The organism is Nocardia sp. NPDC019219, from assembly GCF_040632645.1.
Lineage (GTDB): Bacteria > Actinomycetota > Actinomycetes > Mycobacteriales > Mycobacteriaceae > Nocardia > Nocardia sputorum.
On sequence record NZ_JBEYCG010000023.1, the window covers coordinates 46,882 to 69,845 of the forward strand.

A 22,964-nucleotide genomic window follows, 5' to 3' on the forward strand; every position below is an offset into this window, starting at 1 on the left:
CGCGCACTCGGCAGCGAGATGCGCACGGAATTCACGTTATTCGCGACGCTGCACGGCACCGGCTACTGCGTGGGATCGGTCAGCCCGGTCTGGTAGGCGATCACGACCAACTGCGCTCGGTCGCGCGCACCCAGTTTCACCATCGCGCGGCTGACGTGGGTGCGTGCGGTGGCCGGGCTGAGAAACAGTGCGGCGCCGATCTCGTCGTTGCTCATGCCCTGCCCCACCAACGCCAGCACTTCGCGCTCGCGGTCGGTCAGCACGGCCAGCCGCTCCTGCGCGGACTTGGCGGCTCTGCGCTGGGCGGTGAACTGGCCGATGAGGCGGCGGGTGACCCGCGGCGCGAGCAGCGCGTCACCGGCGGCGACCACCCGGATGGCGTGCAAGAGCTCGGCGGGTCCCGCGTCCTTCAGCAGGAATCCGCTCGCGCCCGCCTGCAAAGCGTCGAAGACGTTCTCGTCGGTGTCATAGGTGGTGAGGATCAGCACTTTGACCTGCTCCATCCCGGCGGCCGCCGCGATCTGCGCGGTGGCGCGTATCCCGTCCAGCCGCGGCATACGGATGTCCATGAGGACGACGTCGGGGCGAGTGGCACGCGCGAGTTCGACAGCTTCCGCGCCGGTGGTGGCTTCACCGACCACCGTGATGTCGTCTTCCAGGTCGAGCAGGACTTTGAAGCCGGAACGGACCAGGCGTTCGTCATCGGCGAGCAGGACCTTGATCGGTGGCGTGGAGTTCACAGGCCCGATCCGACCGGGGTCAGGGGCAGGCGGGCGGTGACCTCGAATCCGCCGCCGGGACGCGCCACCGCGTCGAGTTCACCGCCGAGCAGCAGGCAGCGTTCGCGCATTCCGACGATGCCGCGGCCGGTCGTGGGTGAGCCGTCGGGACGCGCCGGGACCTGCGCGGAGTCGCGGCGGCCCTCGTCGGCCACCCGTATCCGCAAGGTGTCGATACCGGGTTCGAGCGCCACCGTGACTCTGGTCGGGCCGACGTGCCGGATCACGTTCGTGATCGATTCCTGCACGATGCGATACGCGGCGCTGCCCACCGCGCTCGGCAGCGGCGTCACCGGGGAGGTCTGCTCGACAGCGATGTCGAGCCCGGCGTCGCGGGCCTTGCCGACGAGTTCGTCGATCTGGTCGAGGCCCGGGTACGGCTCGCGTTCGTCGCCATCGCGCAGGACCCCGAGAATCGCGCGCATCTCCCGCAGTGCCCGCGAACTGGTCTGCTCGATGGTGCGCAACGCTTCCCGGGCCTGTTCCGGTCGCTTGTCGAGCACGTGCGCGGTGACGCCGGACTGCACGTTGATGATCGCGATCGCGTGGGCGACGGTGTCGTGGACTTCCCGGGCGATGCGCAATCGTTCGGCGTCGACCCGCGCCCTGGCTTCCTCGTCGCGGGACCGTTCGGCCAGTTCCGCCCGTTCTTGCGCGTCGGCGGCGATGACCCGGCGGGATCGCACGGACTCACCGAGGATCGTGCTGATCACCGACGCGCCGATCCGGAAGAACACCCAGCCGATGGCCACCAGCGGCTTGATGTCCGCCGCGGCGATCAGCCAGCCGAGGGCGAGCACCGTGATGCCCCCACCGGCGATCAGCAGCGATCGCCGCCCGTCTCCGTAGGCGGCGAGGGTGTACAGGGCGACGAAAAGCGCGAGATAGGAAGCGCGGTCGGGGAAGCCGAGACCGAAATAGACCAGGCTGGCCAGCGCCGTGACCACGAACACCGCGACCGGCTGCGTCCGGCGCGCGGCCACAGCCAGGCCGCTGACGATCAGCAGGACATATCCGAAACCCGACACCGGTGTGTACGCCGGCTCGAGCGGCACCGGGATCGCGGCGCTCTGCACCTGGATCACGGTGACGAACAACGCCAGCAGGACATCCGGAAACCAGGCGGGCCGGCGCGAGAACCAGGCGGACAGCCGTCGCGACGCCGCCTGCACAACCATGCCGTGAGCGTACGGCATCCCCGAGTGCTCGCGCTCCCGCGCGGACGCGCGACCGGCTACGACGATCGACGCAGCCGCCCCCGGCTCGCCTACGCGTACGTGCGTAGGCGAGCCGATCCCGTCGACGGGACGACCGGGTTTCCGGACTGCTCCTGCTCCGGTCGACGCACAAGGGTGCGCGACGAATCCCCGCAATCGCCGCACGGCACTCTGGTCGAGCGGCGCGAGAACTTCGCCTGGCGCGCGTACGAGCGCTGAGCGGGCGCGGCCATGGGCGCCGACTCATCGCTCCCGGTCGAGCACTTCGCCCGGATGCGTGGCGCGGCAAACGCCGTCGGGCCGGAAGAGGTTCGACCTGCGGTACTCACCGCCAGAGATCGCCGCAGGGCAACTCCGGCAACTCGACGTGGACGTCGTCATCGATGGTGACGATCAACTCCGGATGACTGCGCGCCAAGCCCGCGGCCACGCTCCTGGCCTGTTCCGCACAAGCGCGGTAATCCAGGATCAGGGCGCCGGATTCGATATGGATATGCCGGATATGCTGCGGATTTGTCATCGCCGCGGCACTGTTCGGCGTGTCGCTACCGATGCGGCATATCCCGCTCCGCTTCCGGACATCGATCGCATCGCGGTCGAGCCATGCAGCGGACCCAGCGTCCAATGGCTCATTGAATGACGAACTCCTCATAACTTAGCTGGAGATATGTCGCTTATCCTCGGCTGGGCCGACCGCCGTACCGGCGCTGATGACGAGGTGCGACTCATCTCGGTGATCTCATACAAAGAATAATTAGTAACTTACTAGCTAACGCCCGCGGGCTCAAGCACTCTTCGGCAGCAGACTGCCACCCCCTGACCTGCGGCTGCGCGCCTGCCGCCCGGGCACCGGTCGCCGGCGCGCCGGAACCCGGCGTGGCAGCGGCGGCGAATCAGCGGGGCGGTCGGTTCATGTCCCGGTTCATCGTCGGGATCTCGATGCTGATCGGCATCTCCAGTTCGGCCAGGTAGACCAGGGCCGCCTGCCGGAGGAACTCGTCGAACAACCAGTAGGCATCCGGCGCCAGCGGCACCACCGGAAGCAGTCCTTCGCGCACGGCGATGAACGGCCCCCAGCTCACCCGCAGCAGCGGGTCCCAGACCGGCTCCCTGGCGATGGCCAGCCCGTCGGCGATCTTGTCGCCGAGCAGGAAGCGGGTGAACGCACCGAGCACCGGCTTGGTCAGGATGGCCAGATCGAGATTGGCGCCGAGGCGCAGCAGGCGGTCGGCGAGCTTGGCGCCCTCGGGGGTCGCCGCCAGGATCGGGTCCAGCACCTGGGCGGCCTGGGAGTTGGCCTCGGCCCACGAGTTCGGGATGTACTCGTCCCGGATGCCGAGCATGTGCGCGCACACCTGCCACGAGTGCAGGAACCCTTCGGACTCGGCGGCGGGGATCGGCACGTTCCACGCGGTCAGATGCTTCATGACGGTCGTGGGCAGGCTGTGCCAGGTGACCATCATGTCGTTCTGACTGATCGGGATGTCCTCCTCGGCGGAGTGCACCCAGTGCGGGGACTGCGGCAGCAGGTGGCGCACCGCGGCGTGCACCAACCGGGTTTTCAAGCAGGTGACGACCATCTCGCCGTCGGGGCCATAGGCATTGGCGGTCCCGATGTCGTAGCCGAGCTTGGCGGTCTTGGAGATGCGGTCCTTCAGATCATGGCCGCCCTTGGAGTAGTAGACCGCGCGCGCCTCCTTGGGAATGACCGTGCTCATCATGCCGCTGGCCAGGCCGTACAGCACGCCGAGATACAGGCCGCGCTTCTTGTTGAACTCGACCGCGGCGGCCAGCTTGCCCCGATCCGCCCAGGGCGGCAACTGACGGGCGTATTCCATGAAGTCGCGCAGTTCCGTCGGCAGCCCGGCGGGCAGCGGCTGGCCGTTCCTGGTCCAGGTGCGCAACAACTCGTTGACCCTCGGTACCTCCCCCCGGTCCACCAGTGAGGCGACCAGCTGGTCCACCTCGGGATCCCACACGGTGAGCGGGTCGGCCCCGTCTCCCGTGCCCGCCACCGAACCCTGCGGTGACCACGTCCACGGCTCCGCGCGCGCCGGGGTCACCATGGCCAGAGCGCCGAACGCGCCCAGTACGCCCCCGGCCTTCAAGGCATTACGCCTGCTGAGTCGATCCATGTCTGCGCCACTCCTCATTGAGCGCGGGCGTCACCGTGATGATGCGACGTGTGGTGCGACGCCCGCCAGCTCGCCGTCGCAAGCGAGAAGAACAGTCATTAACTTAGCAAGATGGATGCCTCGTTGTCTCCACTTTTCAGAACTTGTTCTCACCCGCTCACGCCGCGCTCGGGCGCCACCGCCGACGAGGTGATCACCAGGTATGAACAGCATATTCGCAGCATTCGGACACACGTTCCACAATCGTCCGCTACCCCAAAGCCAGCGGAAGCGGTAGCGGCATCACCTCATACGACGCCCGGTTACATCGCTAATCGATAGTCACATAGCGCTCGGCGCGGAAGCGCCTCGGCGATCGGCTCCGATCCGCATGCACTGGAAGGCACCTCGACAGCAGGACCCCGGACACGGAACGGGCCGGGCGGTTGTACCGCCCGGCCCGTGTTGTCCGGTCGACGTCAGCGACCGGCGTGGCTGTGCTGGCCGCCACGCGCCTTGGCCTCGGTGGGCTGAGCTTCGGCGCCCTTACGCCCGGCCGCGCTCGGATCGGCGGAGTTGCGTTCGCCGAAGCTGCCGGTGCTGGCCTGGCCGCCGCGGCGCGCCTGCTCCTCGGTGTCGGAGCGGTTGCCGAACTGCCCGGGGTTGTTCTGGTCTGCCATCACTTGCTCCTTTCGGTAGCGGATGAAACCGACTGTGGCTCTGTGCGCCACGTCTTGGTGCTACCCGGCACCTGGTGACCCAATCAGCCCCGGCGCATCTTCACACGATCGAAAAGAACTGCCCCGCAACGGCCTCCGTGAGTACCCGTCATCGGTGGCCGAAACGTCTGCGGTGAGCACGTCTCTCGGGTCACGAGCGCGCGGCGTCCAATTTGTCGATATCGGCGAGCACCTTTTCGTGCCAATCGATTTCGGTCTGGATACGCATGGTGGCGTGTTCGACGATGAGGTCGTCGGCGGCGCTCTGGTCGGGCCAGCGCCGGTCGAGCTGGTGCTCGACGCGGGAACGTCGTGCTCGCAGTGCGGCCAGGCGCTCTTCGAGGTATCCGCGCAGCAGTTCGCGGTCGAGATCGTCGCTGACGGCCAGCGCGAGATCCACCGGATCGGGGCGGATGTCCACTTCGGTGAAGGCTTCGTCGCGCAGCGCCCGCAGCTCCCGGCGCCCTTCGTCGGTGATCTCGTAGACGGTGCGCGCGGGCAGCGCGCCGTCTTGTTCGGTGCGCAGCGGCCGGATCAACCCTTCCCCCGCCATCCGGTGCAACGCGCCGTAGAGCGATCCGGGTTTGACCCGCGACCACAGGTCGGCGCGATCCAGGCGAGCATCGCGGCGCAACTGATGGCCGTGCATGGGGCCGCGTTTGGCCAAGGCGGCGAGGACGAACAACCGGGTCTCGTTCACCCCGCTAGTCTGACACGACTACTCGTATTTGAGTACCCTCTCGGACATGACTGTCCGACCGATCCTCATCGCCGGTGATCCGCGGCTGACCACGCCGGCGATCCCCGTCACCGTTTTCGACGACGACCTCGCCGCTTTCGTCGACGACTTGTTCGACACCAACACCGCCGCCAACGGGGCAGGCCTGGCCGCCAACCAGATCGGGGACCCACGGGCGGTGTTCGTCTACGACTTGGTCGACGGGGGCCGGCGGCACCGGGGCCACGTGATCAATCCGGTCCTGCGGACTTCCCCGCTCCCGGAGACGATGCCGGATCCCGACGACTTGGAGGGGTGCCTGTCCGTGCCGGGCGAGTGGTATCCCACCGGGCGGGCGCACTGGGCCGAGGTCACCGGCGTCGACCGGACCGGGCGCTCTGTCACCGTCGAAGCCACCGGCTACCTCGCCCGCTGTCTCCAGCACGAGACCGACCACCTCGCCGGCCGCTTCTATCTGGAACGCCTCCTCGGCAGAAACAAGCGAGCCGCCCGTCGCATGATCAAAGACCGGCACTGGACCCAGCCCGGCAACAGTTGGCTTCCCGGCACGGATACCCCGTGATCCCAGGTGCCCGGGAAAACGAGTAGTCGGGTACTCACGATCGCGCCGCCGATCCCGGCGAGCATTCGGTGGTGCGGAAACACCCCGCGGATATCCGCGGTCGGCCCGACGCCACCGGCGGCGACGAGAGATTCCGCAGGAACGCAGTCGCGGCGACATTCGCCGCCCGATCAGAGTAGGTGGAACAGTTGAAGAAATACGAAGTCCACCCCGGCGACACCCTCTCCGGGATCGCGCATCGCGAGTACGGGGACAGCAGCCTGTTCCCGGCGATCGCGCGCCAGAACCACCTCGCCGACCCGGATTCGATCGATGTCGGACAGCAACTCTGGATTCCTTACATCACGCGGCGGCATCTCGTCACCACGACCGACTCCACCGCGACGCGCAGGCAGATCACCCAGCGCTACTACGGCACCGAGGACACCGGCGTGCAGTTGATCTGGGAAGTCGTCAACGGTGTGGCACAACGGGAAATACAGCCGGGCGCCTGGTTGCACATTCCGGAACTGGGCGACGTCGGCCACCATACGGTCGTCGAAGGCGAGACCCTCGCGATTCTGGCCGAACGCTGGTACGGCGACGAGCATCTCGCGCTGGTGATCGAACTGGCGAACCACCTTTCGGGCGCCGAACCGGCGCCCGGCCACGTGCTCGTCGTGCCCGGCCTGAACCGTCGCCGAAGCGTCGCGGGCGATACGTTGCGCACGATGTGCCGCCATGTGTACGGCACCAGTGATCTGGACACCCGCGTCGGGGTCGCCGCGGCGGCGAACCACATCGGCGACCCCGACACGATCTTCGCGGGCCAGGTGATCTACTTCCCGTCGTAGCTCCTCGATTACGTCGCCGCGCGGTTGCCGCGGCGCCGGGTCCGGTGCCGTACCAGCCAGGTCGACAGACCGGTGACGGCGAGGGCGAGCGGAGTCAGTCCGAGAGCAAGCCAGATCAGCCGCCACCAGCCGTTCACCAGCCAGCCGAAGTGGGCGGGCTCGAAGACTTTGGCGTAGAACGTGTTCGCCAGCGGCCGGTCGTGGCTCGCGTCGACCACCTTGATGTCGGAGCCGTCGTAGGCGTTCACGTAGACCAGCACGTCGCCGCTGTAGAACAGGCGGTGCTCGCGCGGGGAATAGGCGCCGGCGACCGTGGCGCGGTAGTACGGGGTGGTATCCGTGGGTAGCACGAGGTAGGCGAGCCGGCCCGGCGCGGCCCGGTGCGCGATCTCACCGGCCTCGCCGAGGGAGAGAGGGGCCCGGCCCGCACCGCCGGACCGCGGCACGAACGACTTCTCGGTGCGTTCGAGAACGGCGTTCCCGCCGGTGGCGACCAGCCAGGCGCGTTGCACGGCAGGCCATTCGATGGTGATGCCGGTGATGCCCCACACCAGCAGGAACGGCACGGCGATGATGCCGATCAGGTTGTGCAGGTCGCGGTCCCGGGCGAAGCGGCCCTTTCCCAGCCGGACCCGGAACCCATGGCGCAGCCGTTTGAGCGACGGCCACCAGATGACCGCACCGGACACCGCGAGCGATACCAGCAGGAGGCCGAGCGAGCCCACGATCACTGCCCCCCATTTGATGTGGATGACCGGCGCCTTGCTCTCCAGGACCGGGATCGCGCCGGAGTACCGCGCACAGCCGAAGGCGCAGTTGTGCAGATTGGCCAGCCAGCCCAAGAGTCCGTCGGTCAGCTGCACCCGCTCGTTGATCGACCCGGTGCCGGGATCGACGGAGTAGGCGGCGGTGTAGTCGATGTTCCCGATCACGAGCACACCGCCGTCGGCGCCGACCCAGCCGACGTCGAAATCGGGATCGGCGGCACGAACCAGCGCGACGGCCTGCTCGCTGTCGAGCACCGGCGGTCCGTCGGTGTGCCGATAGAACGAGGCGTGCTGGGCCCGGAACAGTTCGGCGTGGTAGAGCAGGACCGCGCCCGAGGTGGACTGGATCACCAGGACCAGCCCGAGCAGCAACGCCGACCAGCGGTGGATCATGATCAGCCTGCGGCGCACCGGTTTCCGGGCTCGCCTGCGCGCTGCGACGATCCGCTTGCCAGGCTCGGGCACCACCGCGGTCGCGTTCATAAGGATAGGCTAACTTCAAAACCGGCCTTCCCAGCCCAGGCAGGACGCATCGCCCGGCCGACCCCGTTGCACGCGAGGTCACCCCATCCGGCACCGCTTGGCGAGCCTCACCCCCGCAGGCGCGCCGGTCCGCCCGCTCCCGGACACCTGCGCCGGCTGGCCCTCCTACTGCGCTGCTGCATCGACCACATGGCGATCACCGCCGAGATCGCGCAGATCCACGATCCGATCGGGCTCGCCGACGAACCCGTCGAAATGGTCGACATCATCACCGACTCCGCCGCACATACCGCCGAAAGCGTTGTCGCCGTGCACGGTCCGGCACAGCGGCACACACGTGCCGCCGCAGTGTGACTGCGCACCCGCGGCGCCGACGCCACGGTACACCGGTTGCGCGCCCGCTGTCGTCGGAAACCGGATAGACGTCGGGCAACGGGAATTCGCCAACGGCCTGCTGCACATCATCCGTTCGTTCGACCGGGTCGCAGACGCGCTCACGTCGATCGATCGCTCGTGCTGAACGCGCACTGCCACGCGCTCCCTCGCCGTCAGTCGTGCAGCGCGCGGTCCAGCAACGCCCACGCCTGCCGGGCGGTCTCCTTCTTCGATTGCGCGTCGGTCTTCGACAGCACGGCCGCGAGCATCGCCAGCGCCAGGACCACGTCCGCGGTGGTGATGTCCGCACTGATCGTGCCGCGCTGAGCCGGGTCCTCGAGCTTCTCCGCGATGAGGGTGATCAGCCGTCGCGCCACCTCGAACAGGCGCATGTCCTCGGTGTTGGTGGGATGGATCATCGCGATGAAGGCCGCCGAGGTGGTGATCTGGTCGACCATGATCGCCAGCAGATCGTCCACGGTGACCGCGGGATCGGCCGCCAGCGCCTCGATGCCGTCGATGTTCTCCTCGAACACCGCCAGCGCGATGCTCTCCCGGGTCGGGAAGTGCCGGTAGAGCACGCCCTGCCCGACTCCCGCGGCCCGCGCGATGGAGCTGAACGGCGCGTCGAATCCGCTGTCGGCGAAGACCTCTCGCGCCGCCTGGATCAAGGCCGCCCGGTTGCCGGCCGCCGCCTTCGGCCCCCTGTTCACACGGCGTGGCGAGGTCATTCGGGCAAGGTTACCGGACCGGGACGGACCGCCCGCACCGCGCCGAACGCCCGGGAACGGGCGGTACGAGCCGCACCCCCACTGACGCGCGGCCGTCACCTCGCGCACACTACGTGCGATACCGGACAATAGTGTCCGGCACGGCGACGGAGCCGGATCGGCTCGACTCGGCGGGTAGGGACGCCGTCGCGCCGCGCCGGATCCGGCGCTCCTTCGACGCCACCACGCCCTACCGGATCGTTCGGACACCACGACGCTGTCACCACCACGACAGCCGCACCAGCCCACGCTCGGAGCCGACCACAGCCGTCCGAGACCGCACGGGACCGTAACCGGGCACACGGGAAAGGCGCCCTCACCGCCGAGGGCCGGTATGTCCATGACTTCGTCCATCACCAGCTGGGTCCGGCGCTCGTGCGCGACCGTCGGCGGCATCCAGATGGCGCAGGCCGCGGATCGCCTGTTGCACGGCGGCGTGGTCGAGCAGACCGCCCGCGACATGATCAGCACCCAAGGACAGGAAGCCGGACTGATCGGCTTGCTGCCGGCCCGATCCGCCGGCCCGCGCTGACGCGATCGGTTACCGCTAGGACGAAACCCTTTGCTGCTCGGCGAGTGCGGCGAGGCGGTCGAGGGAGGCCGAGAGTTTGTCCGCGGTAGTCGCGCGAGCGCGGACTTGGCGCTTCTCGTCGGTGAGCGACGTCCAGTCATAGGTGTGCGTGACCCGGGTGCGGCCCTCGCCCACCGGCTCGAGCTCCCAGCGCCAGAGGTGGCCGGGCGGCTCCTTCCCGGGCTCCGACGGGCGCCACGCGATGCGGCTGCCCTCGGCGAACTCCACGACGTGATTGTCGCGCACCGCTCCGTTGGTCAGCGTCGTGCTGAACACCGCACCGGCTGCGCGCACCCGCTGCCCGGTCGCGGCCTCGGCCAGGTTGTCGTTGCCGTCCCAGCGCGGCTGCTCGGCGGGATCGGCGATGAGCTCGAAGATGTCCGCCGGGCCCGCGTTGATCTCGCGGCTGGCGCTGACGATACGGGGAACCTCGTTCTGGTCGGTCACGTGCCGATCGAAGCATCGGGCCGAGAGCTGGGCAAGCCTTCTGCTCGAGACCGGTGGAAATTCCGCGCCGATCCGGGCCCCGAGATCGACGGCCGGTCCCGGACACGACGGCGGGCCGGTGCGGTATGACTGATCCGATATCCGACCGACGAAGGGACGCGCTCATGGGCGAGCGAGTTGCAGTAGTGTCCGGCGCCGCACGAGGGATCGGCGCGGCGATCGCCAAGCGCTTGGCGGCGGACGGGCTTCGGGTCGGCGTGCTCGACCTCGACGCGGCAGCCTGCGCCGATACGGTCCGCGCGATCACCGAGGCGGGCGGACAGGCCCGCGCGCTCGGCGCCGACGTGTCGGACGAGGAATCGGTCGCCGCCGCCGTCCAGCAGCTGGAGAACGAGCTCGGCGCGCCGACCGTCGTGGTGAACAACGCGGGCATCCTGCGCGACAACCTGCTGTTCAAGATGAGCGTCGCGGATTGGGACGCGGTGCTGGGCGTGCACCTGCGTGGCGCATTCCTGCTCACCCGCGCGGTGCAGAAGTACATGGTCGAGCAGAAGTGGGGGCGGATCGTGAACATGTCCAGCACCTCGGCGCTCGGCAATCGCGGCCAGGCCAACTACTCGGCGGCGAAGGCCGGCCTGCAGGGCTTCACCAAGACCCTGGCCTTCGAGCTGGGCAAGTTCGGCGTGACGGCCAATGCCATCGCGCCCGGATTCATCGTCACCGACATGACCGCCGCCACCGCCGAGCGCGTCGGCGTCTCGTTCGAGGACTTCCAGAAGGCGGCCGCCGCGCAGATTCCCGTGCAGCGCGTGGGAACTCCGGAGGACATCGCGCACACCGCCTCGTTCCTCGTCAGCGAGGGCGCCGGTTTCGTATCCGGCCAGGTGATCTACGTGGCGGGCGGTCCGACCGACTGACGACGCCGCCCCGCCCGCGGGGTGGAGGTGGGCGGGGGCGGTAACGTCGCAGCACATGAACCGGCTTGGGGCTCGTCGTAGCGTGACGAGTTATGTTCTGCTGCTGCCGAGCCTGTTCGGCGTCGGCGCGTTCCTGATCGCGCCGATCCTGGTGGTGGCCTGGCTCAGTCTGCACAGCTGGAACCTATTGGGGCCGCTGGATTTCGTGGGCCTGCGCAACTGGCGCTCGGTGCTGACCGACGCCGCGTTCGGCCATGCCCTGCTGGTGACGCTCGCGCTGACCGCGATCGTGGTGCCCGCGCAGACCGTGCTGGGTTTCGCGGTCGCGGCGTTGCTGGCGCGACGGCGCGGCGCGACGAGCCTGCGGGTCATGTACACGCTGCCGTGGATGTGCGCGCCGGTGGCGGTGGGTGTGGTGTGGCAGTGGATGTTCGCGCCCACCGGTGGCGCCGTCAACGCCGTACTCGGCCGGCGCGTCGAGTGGTTGTCGGATCCGGCGCTGGCGCTGCCGTCGGTGGCCGCGGTGAGCGTATGGGCGAACTTCGGGTACGTGGCGCTGTTCTTCGTAGCCGGGATCCGCGCGATACCGAGCGAAATACTCGACGCGGGAGCGCTGGACGGTGCCACCGGCTGGCGGCGGATTCGCTGGCTGATCCTTCCGCTGCTGCGTCCCACCATGTTCTTCGTCCTGGTCACCGGCGTGCTGAGCGCGTTCCAGACCTTCGACACGGTGTACGCGCTGACCAAGGGCGGGCCGGGCGATCGCACGGACGTCCTCGCGATGCGGATCTTCACCGAAGCGTTCGACGCGGCCCGTCCGGGCCGCGCCGCCGTCATGGCGCTCGTGGTGTTCGCGGTGATGTTCGCGATCACCATGGCGCAGCACCGCTACTTCCGGAATCGGACCACCTATGAGTTCTGATCGCCTTCGTTCGGCGGCAGCCTACGCGGCGCTCTCCGCCGGGGCTCTGCTGACCGTAGCTCCCCTGCTGCTCAGTGCGCTCACGGCGGTCAAGACGCCCGAGCAGTTCGCCACCGGATCGCCGCTGGCCCTTCCGCATCCGATCACCGCGGAGAACTTCCGGACGGTGCTGGACTACGGATTCGGGCGGGCGGTGCTGGTGACCGCCCTGATGACGACGTTCGTCACCGGGGGCCAGCTGGTCACCTCGGTGCTGGCGGCATACGCGTTCGCGCGCACCGAATTCCCGGGCCGGGACGCGTTGTTCTGGATGTACCTGGCCACCATGATGGTGCCGCCGATGGTGACGCTCATCCCCCTCTATCTGATGTTCGCGCAACTGGACCTGCTGAACACGTTCTGGGCGCTGGTGCTGCCGTTCGTATTCGGCTCGCCCTACGCGATCTTCCTGCTGCGTCAGTACTTCCGGGCGATCCCGCAGGAGCTGATCGGGGCGGCGCGGCTCGACGGCGCGAACACCCTCGACATCATCGTGCACGTGATGGTGCCGATGAGCAGGCCGGTGCTGGCGACCTTGACGCTGATCACGATCGTTTCGCAATGGAACAACTTCATGTGGCCGCTGGTCGCGAGCAGCGGGCGCTCGTGGCAGGTGCTGACCGTGGCGACGGCGAACCTGCAGACCCGGTACAACGCGCAGTGGACGCTGGTGATGGCGGCCACGACACTGGCCATCGCGCCGCTGGTGGTGCTGTTCGTGATCTTCCAGCGGCAGGTGCTGCGCTCGATCGCGTGGACGGGAGTGAAATGAGGACCTCGACCCGCGTGGTGGTCGCCCTCGCGCTCGCCGCGGTGCTGCTGGTCGCGGCCGTCCTGTGGCTCGGCCGCGACGGCGACGGGTCCGGCCGCACGGTGCTGGGGCTGCGGATCTGGGACGAGAGCCTCGTCCCCGCCTATCGTGCCTCGCTCGCGGAATTCGAACAGGCGAATCCGGACATCGACGTGCGGATCACGGTGGTGCCGTGGTCGTCGTATCAGCAGAAGCTGCGATTGGACGTGGCCGGAGGCACCGCCGACGACCTGTTCTGGACCAATCTGTACGAGGACTACGCCGACGCCGGACGCTTGATCGACATCGGGGCGGCACTCGGTCCCGAGGCCGTGACAGCCTGGGACCCGTCGGCGGTGGCGCAGTACACCCGCGACGGAAAACTCTGGGCTGTCCCGCAATTCGTCGATGCCGGGACAGCGGTCTACTACAACCGCGACTTGCTCGCGGCCGCGCACGTGGATCCCGCGGAGCTGAACGCGCTGCGGTGGAATCCGGACGGCGACGACGCCTTACGCCCGCTGTTGCGCCGGTTGGCGGCGGTCGCCCCGTACGCCTACAACGGGGGCCGCGACTTCCAGTCCGTCGAACTGCCCTATCTGGGCTCGGCGGGAGCGCGCTTCCAGGACGATCGCGATCACTTCGTCTTCGACAGCCCGCAGGGCGTGGCGGCGTTCGACTATCTGGTGCGGTTGATCGCCGACGGACTCACGCCCTCGCCCGCGGACACCAACGCCAATCCCGACTTCGCGAAGAACGCGTTCCTGCAAGGAAAACTGGCGCTGTTCCAGTCCGGAACGTTCAATCTCGCCCAGATCGCCGAGCAGGCCCGCTTCGCCTGGGGCGTCGCGTTGCTGCCCGCGGGCCCGGCCGGGCGGGTGAGCACGAACAACGCGATCGGCGTCGCCGGTAACGCGGCCACCCGGCATCCGGACGCGGTACGCCGGGTATTGGCCTGGCTCGGCAGCGGCCCGGGAAATCGCTTTCTGGCCGAAGGCGGCGCCATCATCCCGGCAGTCGTCTCCGAACAGCAGCGCTATCGCGACTACTGGGCCGGGAAGGGGGTCGACGTCGCCCCCTTCTTCGACGTGCTGCGCGGCCCGCGCATCTCTTCCGGTGGCGGGCCGGGTTTCCCGGCCGCATTGCGCGCCGTCGACCCGATCCTCGCCGAAATGTATCTGGGCCGGATTCCGGTGCCGGAGGCGCTGTCACGTGCCCGCGCCGCGGCCGAGGAGGCGGTCGCGCGGAACTGAGCGACCGCAGCCCCTCTGGCGTGCGGCGACGGCCGCTCACGCGTCGACCGCCGCGGCCAGCCGGGGCAACTGCCGCAACGGGTTGATCCGTTCGACCTCCATCCGCTGATCGGCGTCGAAGATGTCGCTGAGGCCGGGAGCGGGATCGTGGGTGCCCGATTGCGGCAGGGTGAGCGCGCTGAATGGCCAGTCCGAACCGAAGACGACGTGGTCGCGGGAGCTGACCGCGAGCACGCTCGCCATCGCCGCGGCCGATCCGCTGAGCGCGGTGTCGTAGTAGAAGTTCGCGATCTGGCGTTGCGTGTCGAGGATCGACGGCCGGGGCAGGTCCGCGGGCCAGAGTTCGCCGATCACCGTTTGCGCGGCCACGCCGACGCGGTGGGACAGGAACGGGAGCGTCCCGCCCGCGTGCGCCAGCTGGAAACGGATGTTCGGGTAGCGCTGCGTCATGCCGGTGACCATCATCAAGGTCGCCGCCCGGGTGGTGTCGAAGGTGAATTCCTCGAGGAAATCCGGCAGCGGCAGCTTCGGTTTGGCGTCGGCGGGGATGGCCGCCGGGTGCACGAAGACGTAGGCGTTGCGTTGGTTCAACGCGATCAGCAACGGCTCGAAACGGGGGTCGCCGAGATAGCTGCCGTCGTAGGCGGACAGCAGGACCACACCGTCGAGCCGCAGTTCGTCCAGCGCGTAGACGGCCTCCGCGATGGCGGCGGGGATATCGGGTATCGGCAGCACGGCGAAGGCGCCGAAACGTTTGGGATGCGTCCGCAACAGTCCCGCCGCGTAGGTGTTGCAATAACGGGCCAGGTCGCTGGCCTCTTTTCCGCGCAGGAACGACACGCCGGGGTCGGACACCGACAGCGCCTGCGCCTGGATGCCGTAGTAGTCCATGAACGCCAGCGCGTGTTCCGGCGACCAGTCCGGGGTCGGGTATCCGCCGATCGTGACGTGACCGTGGTCGAGCAACGCCGCGCGGTAGTCCGGCGGGAGGAAATGCGCGTGCAGGTCGATCCGGTAGGTGCCCGACGGCGCGGGTTGCCGAGTGCGAACCGGGTTCGCGCGAGCGATCGCCGCGGTCGCGGCCGCGCCCAGCGTTCCCGCGAGGGCGCCGCTCAGCGCCCCACGCCTGGTCATCGTCCTGCGGAATCGGGAAACGGTCATCGAAGTCCTCACTTGTCCGGACGGGGAAGCGGACCGAGCCGTCGACGCTCGTCACCGTCTCCGTCACCACGGCATCCGATGAAATCATCAACTACGACGAAATCATCGTCAAGGCTCAGGTGAGGAAATCTTCAGCACCGTGGAGGTCATCAGACATCTCCCCGTGCGTTCAGGCTCAACCGCAGCCACGCCCCACGCGATCGGGACGCGGGAGCAGGCGAAGTGGGTCGCGCGGCGGCCGGACGATCGCGCGGCACCGGAAACGGTGTGGCGGTTCAGTTGTCGTAGGAGGCGACACCGATCGGTCCGACGCCGACGCACAGGTTCAAGTCCGGTGTCGTGGCGGCGATCCGGAGTGCGGACCCGCTGCCTATGAGACGAACGAACACGGTGTTCGGGCCTTTCCGGACCGGCGCCGTGACCGCTTCGCCGTGTTCCAGCGCGACGGTGATCCGGCCGTCGCGGCTGGCGAGGTAGTTGAGTTGCGCTGTCCATTTGTTGTCGAGCATCGGGCCGTCGAGCGGCAGGCGCGCCGGGGCGGAGCCGTCGATGCGGTGCCCGCAGCCGGGCTCCGGTCCGGGCAGGATGATCCGGTTCCACCAGACCGCCGCGTCGACGATCGCGCCGCTGTCGGTGATCATCCGCAGGTGCGGTGTCGAGTCCGCGAACGTGCCGGGGGCGGCCACGGGCGCCAGCACATTCTTGGTCAGATTCTGCGGATAGGCCAAGGGATTCAGCACATTCCACGGCACTTCCTGCTCGAGCAGGGGCGCGCCGTCCCACGCGCTCAGGCCCGATTTCACGGTGGTGATATAGGACTCGGTCGGCCCGACGCGCCACGACCGCACGAAGGTCCAGGTGGACCAGAGACTGCTGACGACGAACACCACTGTCAGGGCGACAGTCACGGGCCGACCCGGGAGTGCCGGTCCCCGGGACGGCCGGGGACGGGCCCGCAGCACGAGCGCACCCGCGGCCGCCAGTACCACCGCCGTGTCGGCGAAATAGCGCAGCGACTGCATCAACTCCCCCGCGGTGTTCGGTCCGCCGCGGGCCAGCGCCACGGCCAGCTGCGCGATCAGGACGTAGGCCGCGGCCGTCAGCCAGACCGCCGCGATCCGCTGCCGGGCGCGCATCGTCACCACCACGACGGCGACCAGCGCGAGCCAGGCCGCTACCACCGCCCACCCGGGCGGATCCGCCCACGGCGTGGACGGTAGCCACCGCTCCCACACCCAGGGCCCGCCGAACAGGGCCGGCACGATCCCCAGCGACGCGGCGCCGGGCAGCAGGTCGCGCAACTCGTCCCACCCGTCGGGCAAGCCGGGACCGTCGACCACCACGAGATAGGCGATCGACCAGCAGGCCAGGACCGCGCCCGCCCCGGCCCACAGCGGCGCGCCCCGTCGCGCCACCACCCGAATCGGGTTCGCGCCGCCGTCGACGTAGCGGGCCAGCGCCGCGACGGCGAACGCGACGAACGGCACGACCGCGGACTTCTCGAAGAACAGCAGCGCCAGCGCCGACACCGCGATCCCGGACAGCGCGTACCGGCGCCGCCCGGTCCGGACCAGCAGCACCGCGTCGCCGATCACCCAGGCGAGGGCGAACTGCAGCGGCACGGCGTTCAGCGCGGCGGCCCACCAGGCGAACGCCGGGATCGTCAGAGGGCAGAACAGGTAGAAGACCAGCGGAAACAAGATGGGCCATCGAGGGCCCGCGAGGAGCAGCAGCATGCGCACCACGGCAACCGACGCGCCGAGCTGCATGAGCAGCAGCACCACCACGGGACCCGCCCAGACCAGCGGCGCCACCGCGTTCACCGCCCATGCGATCGCGAAGGCCAGCGGCATGAAGTGCCCGTCGTGGTCGTACAGCAGCAGGTCCGTCGACCACAACCCGAATCGGGCCGCGCGGCCGACCAGGATGAGATCGTCCCAATAGAAGTAGCCGCTGGCGGCCACCCACCAGCGGATCGCCAGTTGCAACACGAGCAGGCAACCGGCCACGACGACTACCGGCCGCACGTGCGGAATCCTCCGGAACCGGCCCCGCGCCGTCGCCCGAGGGACGCGCGGCGACTCCGGCTCGGTGAGCACAGCGGTGTCCATGCCATCCCACCGTAGCGGCGGTCGGGCCGCGGATCCGTCCCCGCGCGGCTACGGGAACTGCCGGTCCCGCCGATACGACAGGTCACTCGACGGTTGCACTTCCTCGATGTCCAATGCCGTGTCGGCCGGCAACGCCTCGATCAGCGCGACGCTGCCCGCGATGCCGGTCCACGGGAGGTCGATCTCGGTCGAGGTCGCCTTCGAGCGGGACCCGCACTCGGTCGACTACCGCGTCAGCCCGCTAGGTGAGAGTTTCCATGACGTACGCGGCGGCTTCGGCGAGGAGGGCTTGGTCGTACGAGGCGTCTCGGGCGGCCTTGCTGGACATGACGGCGACGATGAGGGGCGCGGAAGCCGGGGGCCACACGATCGCGATGTCGTTGAGGGTGCCGTAGTCACCGGTCCCGGTCTTGTCGGCCACCGTCCAGCCCTGCGGTGCGCCGGCCCGGATCCGCTGGGCTCCGGCCGGGGTCGCGTTGCGTTCCATCAGGTCGCGCAGGAAGTCACGTTTGTCGGGCGGCAGCGCGTCGCCCACCACGATGCGGTGGTACAGCTCGCCGAACGCCCTCGGCGAAGTCGTGTCGCGCGGGTCTCCCGGGGTGGCTTCCGTGATCGCGGGCTCGATCCGGTCCATCCGGGTGACCGTGTCGCCCAGACTCCGCGCGTACGCCGTCAACTCGGCGGGGCCACCCAGATCGCGAAGCAGGAGATTGCCCGCGGTGCCGTCGCTGTAGCGGATCGCGGCGTCACACAGTTGCCGGATCGTCATACCCGTATCCAGGTGGCGTGGGGTGACGGAGGCGTTCTTCAGCAGGTCGTCCCGGGTGTAGGTGACGACGGTATCCAAGTGCGACAGCGGGTTGCGCTGCAACACCGCCGCCGCGGCCACACCCTTGAAGGTCGAGCAGAACGCGAATCGTTCGTCCGCGCGGTGGGCGATGGTGGCGCCCGTCCCCGTGGCGCGGGCGTAGACCCCCAAGCGAGCGTCGAACTTTCGTTCCAGTTCGATCAGGCGTTCGTGGCGCTCGTCCGCCCGCACCGCGGGAGCGGAGGAGGACGACGCCTGGTCCGTAGCGCACCCGGCCAGCGGTATCAGCGCCGCCGCGGTCAACAGCGCTCGACGGCCGATTCTCCAGGGCGGCGATGGCATACGCGTCCTTTCACTCGGGGCACAGGTGCGCACCCAGCAGGCCACGGTGATTATCCTGCGTCCCCACCGACGAGAGCCCCGCGTCAGTGCCCGACCACGCCGCTCACTTCGTTCGGTGTGCTCGGCAGCGTGACGCTCGCCGTCTTGGCTCCGGTGGCCAGGTCGACGCGGTGGATCTGCTTCGCGGCGGGATCCGAGACGTATGCGGTGCCGCCGCGGACGAACAGCGCGGGACGGGGCTTCTGCCATTCCAGCGGCTCTTGCCAGGGGCCCGTCACCGGAATGGTGCGCACGACGGCGCCCGCACCGGGATCGATCACGTGAATGCGGCCGTCGGTGCCCAGGACCAGCGCTTCGCCGTGCGGGCCGCGGGCCAGTGAGCGGAAGGTGTAGCTGGTGCCCAGATCGACCAGGCGCAACGCGCCGGTGGCCGTGTCGATCAGCGAGACGCGTTGCGGGCGTTCGAGTTCGGCGTCCTTGTCCTGCTTGTAGTCCCCGAGGACGACGGGCGAGACTTCGCTGCCCGCCTGGTTGCCGATCCGGCCGTACTCGGTCGGGCTGGTCACTTTGGCGATGACGCCGTTGCGGTAGATCAGCACGCCGTTCTCGCAGCCGATCACCACGGCCTCGCCCGCGGCCGTCGCCTCCCCGTGCACGCCGGGGCAGTCCTCGTTGCGCGCCTTCTCGGCACGGTTCTTGTCGAGCACCACGATTCCGGTCCGCTTCTCCTCGGTGCCGAGCGTGACGACGAGGTCGCCGCCGGCGAGTTCGATCGCGACGCCGTGGTGCGGGGCGGCGGCGCGGTAGGTGGAGGTCCCCGGCCGCCCGCCGGCGAGATCGGCGGAATCGAACGCGACGACTTCGCCGGTGCCGTCGCTGAACAGCACCGTGCGTCCGGCATGCCGGACCACGTGCCCGGGGTGGGGTCCGGGGAAGTCGGTGCCGGTGAATTCGGCTGTGGCGGCGTCGAAGACGCGGAAGCCCTCGTTGGTCGAGACGATCAGGTGACGGTCGTCCCCCGCGGGGTTGAGCCGGTTGAAGCCGTCGAGCTCGACCGTGGCCGCGAGTGCGAGACTGTTTCCGTCCAGTACGTGGATCCCGCCGTCGTAGGTGATCGCGACGGGATCGGCGATCGGTGCGCGCCGGTCTTCCGTTTCCGGGGAAGCGTCGGCGCCGCAACCGGCGAGCACGACGGTCAGCAAGCCGATCAGAGCGGACGATGTCGTGGTTCGTGACCGAACGGGCATGAGTAACTCCGTCTTCGTTGGTGGTTGGGCGCTAAGGGGCAGCGCGGCCGCGCACGATCGCCTCCGTGTTGGCCCGCATCATTTCCAGGTAGGTGCCCGCACCGCCGCCCGGTTCGGTGAGGGATTCGGAGTACAGGGAGATGACCTGCACGCGCACACCGGCTTGCTCGGCCAGCACGCGGGCCAAGCGGTCGGGTTGCGAGGAGTCGGCGAAGATCGCGCCCACCCCGGCGGCGCGGATGGTTCCTGCGAGGGCGGAAAGATCCGACGGGCTCGGTGACGCGAGCGTGGTTCCGCCCGGGACCACCGCGCCGACCACCTCGAAGCCGAATCGCCGTGCCAGGTAACCGAAGACGTGGTGGTTGGTGACCAGCTTCCGCCGTTCGGCGGGGATCGTGGCGAACCGCTCGGTCATCCAGCGCTCGAGCCGGTCGAGTTCGGCGAGGTAGCGATCGGCTCCGGCGCGGACGGCCGCGGCGTCCACGCCGGGAACCCGGTCGACGATCCGGTCCCGGATGACCTCCACCGCCCTGCGCACGCGACGCGGATCGGTCCAGAAGTGCGGATCCGGCCTCCCGTCCGCATCCTCCGTCGTATAGCCGATGGGGTCGATCGCCGCGCCGACGGCTACGCTCGCCACCCCGTCCTGCTCGGCCGCCTCGACATTGCGCAGCACGCTCTCCTCGAGGCCGAGACCGTTGTAGACGATCAGGCTCGCGCGTTCGAGCTCGGCCGCCTGCTGCGCGGAGACGGCGAAGAAGTGCGGGTCCGCGTTCGCCGGCATGAGCACCGTGACCTCGACCGCGTCGCCCGCGACGGCGCGGGTGAGGTCGCCGAGGATGTTGGTGGTGACAACGACGCGGTCGCGGTCCGCGCCTGCGATCGAGCATCCGGTCAGCGCGAGCAGCGCGACGACGAGCGGCGCGAACCAGCGGGCAGCGTGTCTCATCGGCCGGTCTCCGCGATCGAGGTGGGCGCGATGTCGAGGCGGAACGTGCGCGCCGTGCGCAGGTTGTCGGTGTAGTCGATCTCGTGGATCGCCCGCGCGGCGGGATCGTTGACGTAGGCGCGGTGTTCGTCCACCAGGATCCGCGGCGAGGGCGCGCCGTCGGGCACCGGCGCGATGAGCGGGCGCGCCGGGGCGGACTCGCGGCCGGACGCGACGTCGTAGCCGTGCAGGAAGCCGTCGGCGGTGAGGGTCAGCAGAGCGGAGCCCTCCCCCGCCGTGTTCGCCGCGACCACCGGACCGGTCGCCACGACGGTCCAGGTCTTGCTCCTGACGTCGAGCACCCACACGCCACGCCGTCCGGCCTCGGCCACCAGCGTCGCGCTGCCGGGCCGATGGAAGAACTCGACCGCGCGCTCGTCGTCCGCGGTGCCCTGCGGGTAGGGGATCTTCTCGCCGGTGAACACCGTGTTCCGCGCCGTCACCAGCAAAGCACCGTCGGCGCAGCCGAAGACGACGCCCCGCCTGGTCACCGCCGAGCCGCGCGGATGCGGGCACGGCTGCGCGAGCACCTCGGCGGGCGCGCCGTCCCGGGTGCGGACCTCGATCCGCCCACCGGCCGGCACGGCCACGAGCAGACGCTCGGCGTACGGCACGGCGGCTCCGTCCGCGATCGCACCGCGCTCCGTCCGCGACCCCGCGCCGAGCGCGGACCGATCCAGCAGTGTGGTGCCACCGGTTTCGAAAGCCACTGCCGTGACCGCGCTGTCGGCATGCACGGCGGATATCCGGCCACCGGTGAGCTCGCCGAGATCGCGGGTGGGTGCGCGGTAGTAGTGCACGTGGTCGCCGTGGTCGACCGTCCACGCGCCCGCGTCCACGATCCGCGCCCCGTCGCGGGCGGACAGGAACGCGAAGCGCCCGTCGGCGGTCACCCGGTCGACGCCTGCCATCCGGCCGAGATCCTGGACGTCCTCGGTGACGAGGTCGACCACCCGCACGGCGCCGGTGACGGTGTCGGCGGCGATGAGACGCGGCTGCGCCTCGTCGGTCTCCTCCGCACCCGCCACGTACCCGTGCGGAGCGGGCGCGGCGGGCGCGGCTTGGTCTGTCCCGCAACCGATCAGGGGCATGATCGCGGCAAGCGCCAGCGCGAGCGCCAGTGGTTTCGGGGTCACGCGGAAGGAGCGGATCCGGTCACGAAGCCAGGACGACAGCGCCGAGACGAAGAACAGGGCGACCGCGGTCGCCGCGATGGTCGCTCCCGCGGCGGTGCGCGCGTGCCACGAGATCAGCAGTCCGGCGAAGGTGGCCAGCGCGCCGAGCGCCGCGGCGGTGAGCATGATCAGCGGGATGCGGTGCACCCAGTAGACGGCCGCCGCGGGCGGGGCGATGAGCAGGCCGAAGACCAGCAGTGTGCCGACGATGTGGAACGACGCGACGATCGCCAGGGTCACCAGGGCGATCAGCGCCACGTTCGCCAGGCGGGGCCGCAGTCCGAGGGTGTGCGCGGTGCGCGAGTCGAAGGTGAGCGCGACGAACGCTCGGTAGCCCAGCAGCGAGATCGCCGCCGCGAGCACCGAAGCCGCCGCCAGATACCACAGGTCCCGCTCACCGACGGCGAGCACGTCACCGAAGAGGAAGCCGGTCAGATCGACCGCGAACGAGGGCGATCGCGACACGATGATCACGCCCGCGGACAGCATCCCGACGAACAGCAGTCCGATACCGGTGTCCGCGGCGAACCTGGTGCCGCGGCCGAGCACGGAGACTCCGGCCGCCATGGCCGCGGCGCTGAAAGCCGCGCCCACCAGCAGGTTTCCGCCGAGCAACGCGGCGATCGCGACGCCGGGCAGCATGCCGTGCGCCATCGCGTCGCTGAGAAACGCCATGCCGCGCACCACCACCCAGGTGCCCGCCAGCGCGCACAGGCATGAGACGAGCAATCCGCCCCACAGCGCCCGCTGCACGAACGACACCTCGAACGGGGCCAACCACTCCATGAGGCAGCACTCTACAATGATAACGGTTTTCATTTCAATGAGTTGATCG

General features: G+C 69.3%; 24 protein-coding genes. 9 read left to right on the plus strand and 15 right to left on the minus strand.

The features are described 5' to 3' along the window. Positions 1 to 62: 62 nt before the first annotated feature. Together ABZ552_RS31515 and ABZ552_RS31520 are read right to left on the minus strand one after the other, a co-directional pair. Positions 63 to 740 carry a response regulator transcription factor gene (locus ABZ552_RS31515; RefSeq protein ID WP_281919035.1) on the minus strand — a complete coding sequence of 226 codons (678 nt, stop codon included), beginning with the start codon at positions 738 to 740 and terminating at the stop codon, positions 63 to 65. Next, entirely contained in the window at positions 737 to 1,957 is a 1,221-nt protein-coding gene (locus ABZ552_RS31520) for a sensor histidine kinase (protein ID WP_357441547.1), read from the minus strand. Before ABZ552_RS31520 ends, ABZ552_RS31515 begins: the two co-directional genes overlap by 4 nt. Before the next feature lie 3 nt (positions 1,958 to 1,960). Between ABZ552_RS31520 and ABZ552_RS31525 the strand changes: the two genes are divergently transcribed. Then, entirely contained in the window at positions 1,961 to 2,215 is a 255-nt protein-coding gene (locus ABZ552_RS31525) for a hypothetical protein (RefSeq protein ID WP_281874166.1), read from the plus strand. 106 nt (positions 2,216 to 2,321) lie between these two features. Here the strand turns inward: ABZ552_RS31525 and ABZ552_RS31530 are convergent, their stop codons facing one another. The 4 genes from ABZ552_RS31530 to ABZ552_RS31545 all read right to left on the minus strand — a co-directional run bounded on the left by ABZ552_RS31530 (position 2,322) and on the right by ABZ552_RS31545 (position 5,529). Then, positions 2,322 to 2,516 (minus strand): hypothetical protein, encoded by a 195-nt coding sequence (locus tag ABZ552_RS31530; protein WP_063023499.1) that lies wholly within the window; start codon positions 2,514 to 2,516, stop codon positions 2,322 to 2,324. A 373-nt stretch (positions 2,517 to 2,889) separates the two neighbouring features. Beyond that, positions 2,890 to 4,131, minus strand: coding sequence for an oxygenase MpaB family protein (locus ABZ552_RS31535; protein ID WP_281919037.1), 1,242 nt, complete (start codon positions 4,129 to 4,131; stop codon positions 2,890 to 2,892). Positions 4,132 to 4,589: 458 nt separating this feature from the next. After that, positions 4,590 to 4,790, minus strand: coding sequence for a hypothetical protein (locus ABZ552_RS31540; protein WP_281874173.1), 201 nt, complete (start codon positions 4,788 to 4,790; stop codon positions 4,590 to 4,592). A 190-nt stretch (positions 4,791 to 4,980) separates the two neighbouring features. Next, positions 4,981 to 5,529, minus strand: coding sequence for a PadR family transcriptional regulator (locus tag ABZ552_RS31545; RefSeq protein ID WP_357441550.1), 549 nt, complete (start codon positions 5,527 to 5,529; stop codon positions 4,981 to 4,983). A 46-nt stretch (positions 5,530 to 5,575) separates the two neighbouring features. On the opposite strand from ABZ552_RS31545, the gene ABZ552_RS31550 reads away from it, so the two are divergent. After that, positions 5,576 to 6,130 carry a peptide deformylase gene (locus ABZ552_RS31550; protein ID WP_357441551.1) on the plus strand — a complete coding sequence of 185 codons (555 nt, stop codon included), beginning with the start codon at positions 5,576 to 5,578 and terminating at the stop codon, positions 6,128 to 6,130. A gap of 179 nt (positions 6,131 to 6,309) precedes the next feature. Then, positions 6,310 to 6,963: a LysM peptidoglycan-binding domain-containing protein gene (locus tag ABZ552_RS31555; RefSeq protein WP_281919039.1), complete on the plus strand. Its 654-nt coding sequence runs from the start codon at positions 6,310 to 6,312 to the stop codon at positions 6,961 to 6,963. Positions 6,964 to 6,971: 8 nt separating this feature from the next. Here ABZ552_RS31555 and ABZ552_RS31560 read toward each other — a convergent pair whose 3' ends face one another. After that, positions 6,972 to 8,213, minus strand: a complete 1,242-nt coding sequence (locus tag ABZ552_RS31560) for a PepSY-associated TM helix domain-containing protein (RefSeq protein ID WP_357441553.1) — start codon at positions 8,211 to 8,213, stop codon at positions 6,972 to 6,974. 189 nt (positions 8,214 to 8,402) lie between these two features. On the opposite strand from ABZ552_RS31560, the gene ABZ552_RS31565 reads away from it, so the two are divergent. Beyond that, positions 8,403 to 8,567 (plus strand): hypothetical protein, encoded by a 165-nt coding sequence (locus ABZ552_RS31565; RefSeq protein ID WP_357441555.1) that lies wholly within the window; start codon positions 8,403 to 8,405, stop codon positions 8,565 to 8,567. 194 nt (positions 8,568 to 8,761) lie between these two features. Here the strand turns inward: ABZ552_RS31565 and ABZ552_RS31570 are convergent, their stop codons facing one another. Beyond that, positions 8,762 to 9,319: a TetR/AcrR family transcriptional regulator gene (locus ABZ552_RS31570; RefSeq protein ID WP_281874184.1), complete on the minus strand. Its 558-nt coding sequence runs from the start codon at positions 9,317 to 9,319 to the stop codon at positions 8,762 to 8,764. Positions 9,320 to 9,698: 379 nt separating this feature from the next. Between ABZ552_RS31570 and ABZ552_RS31575 the strand changes: the two genes are divergently transcribed. Beyond that, positions 9,699 to 9,890 (plus strand): hypothetical protein, encoded by a 192-nt coding sequence (locus ABZ552_RS31575; RefSeq protein WP_281874186.1) that lies wholly within the window; start codon positions 9,699 to 9,701, stop codon positions 9,888 to 9,890. 15 nt (positions 9,891 to 9,905) lie between these two features. Here the strand turns inward: ABZ552_RS31575 and ABZ552_RS31580 are convergent, their stop codons facing one another. Further along, positions 9,906 to 10,376 (minus strand): SRPBCC family protein, encoded by a 471-nt coding sequence (locus tag ABZ552_RS31580; RefSeq protein ID WP_281919043.1) that lies wholly within the window; start codon positions 10,374 to 10,376, stop codon positions 9,906 to 9,908. Positions 10,377 to 10,540: 164 nt separating this feature from the next. Between ABZ552_RS31580 and fabG the strand changes: the two genes are divergently transcribed. Genes fabG through ABZ552_RS31600 form a run of 4 tightly spaced genes read left to right on the plus strand, consistent with a single transcriptional unit; the run spans position 10,541 to position 14,297 of the window. Continuing rightward, on the plus strand, positions 10,541 to 11,293 hold the full coding sequence (gene fabG, locus ABZ552_RS31585) for a 3-oxoacyl-ACP reductase FabG (RefSeq protein ID WP_281874190.1): 753 nt from the start codon (positions 10,541 to 10,543) through the stop codon (positions 11,291 to 11,293). A 55-nt stretch (positions 11,294 to 11,348) separates the two neighbouring features. Continuing rightward, positions 11,349 to 12,215, plus strand: coding sequence for a sugar ABC transporter permease (locus ABZ552_RS31590; RefSeq protein ID WP_281874192.1), 867 nt, complete (start codon positions 11,349 to 11,351; stop codon positions 12,213 to 12,215). Next, a complete protein-coding gene (locus ABZ552_RS31595; RefSeq protein WP_357441559.1) occupies positions 12,205 to 13,026 on the plus strand; it encodes a carbohydrate ABC transporter permease in 822 nt (273 codons plus the stop codon). Before ABZ552_RS31590 ends, ABZ552_RS31595 begins: the two co-directional genes overlap by 11 nt. Beyond that, positions 13,023 to 14,297, plus strand: coding sequence for a sugar ABC transporter substrate-binding protein (locus ABZ552_RS31600; protein WP_357441561.1), 1,275 nt, complete (start codon positions 13,023 to 13,025; stop codon positions 14,295 to 14,297). Before ABZ552_RS31595 ends, ABZ552_RS31600 begins: the two co-directional genes overlap by 4 nt. A 36-nt stretch (positions 14,298 to 14,333) precedes the next feature. Here the strand turns inward: ABZ552_RS31600 and ABZ552_RS31605 are convergent, their stop codons facing one another. The 6 genes from ABZ552_RS31605 to aztB form a co-directional block, all read right to left on the minus strand. Beyond that, positions 14,334 to 15,458: an amidohydrolase family protein gene (locus ABZ552_RS31605; RefSeq protein WP_357441563.1), complete on the minus strand. Its 1,125-nt coding sequence runs from the start codon at positions 15,456 to 15,458 to the stop codon at positions 14,334 to 14,336. 275 nt (positions 15,459 to 15,733) lie between these two features. Continuing rightward, positions 15,734 to 17,569: a hypothetical protein gene (locus ABZ552_RS31610; protein WP_357441565.1), complete on the minus strand. Its 1,836-nt coding sequence runs from the start codon at positions 17,567 to 17,569 to the stop codon at positions 15,734 to 15,736. A gap of 241 nt (positions 17,570 to 17,810) precedes the next feature. Next, on the minus strand, positions 17,811 to 18,719 hold the full coding sequence (gene bla, locus ABZ552_RS31615; protein WP_281874201.1) for a class A beta-lactamase: 909 nt from the start codon (positions 18,717 to 18,719) through the stop codon (positions 17,811 to 17,813). 83 nt (positions 18,720 to 18,802) lie between these two features. Beyond that, positions 18,803 to 19,966 carry a zinc metallochaperone AztD gene (gene aztD / locus ABZ552_RS31620; protein WP_281874202.1) on the minus strand — a complete coding sequence of 388 codons (1,164 nt, stop codon included), beginning with the start codon at positions 19,964 to 19,966 and terminating at the stop codon, positions 18,803 to 18,805. Positions 19,967 to 19,997: 31 nt separating this feature from the next. After that, positions 19,998 to 20,915, minus strand: coding sequence for a zinc ABC transporter substrate-binding protein AztC (gene aztC, locus ABZ552_RS31625; RefSeq protein WP_357441567.1), 918 nt, complete (start codon positions 20,913 to 20,915; stop codon positions 19,998 to 20,000). Further along, the gene (gene aztB, locus ABZ552_RS31630; RefSeq protein WP_357441569.1) at positions 20,912 to 22,915 is read right to left on the minus strand and encodes a zinc ABC transporter permease AztB; all 2,004 of its coding nucleotides are present in this window, start codon (positions 22,913 to 22,915) and stop codon (positions 20,912 to 20,914) included. The genes aztC and aztB overlap by 4 nt, the downstream gene beginning before the upstream one ends. Positions 22,916 to 22,964: the final 49 nt, after the last annotated feature.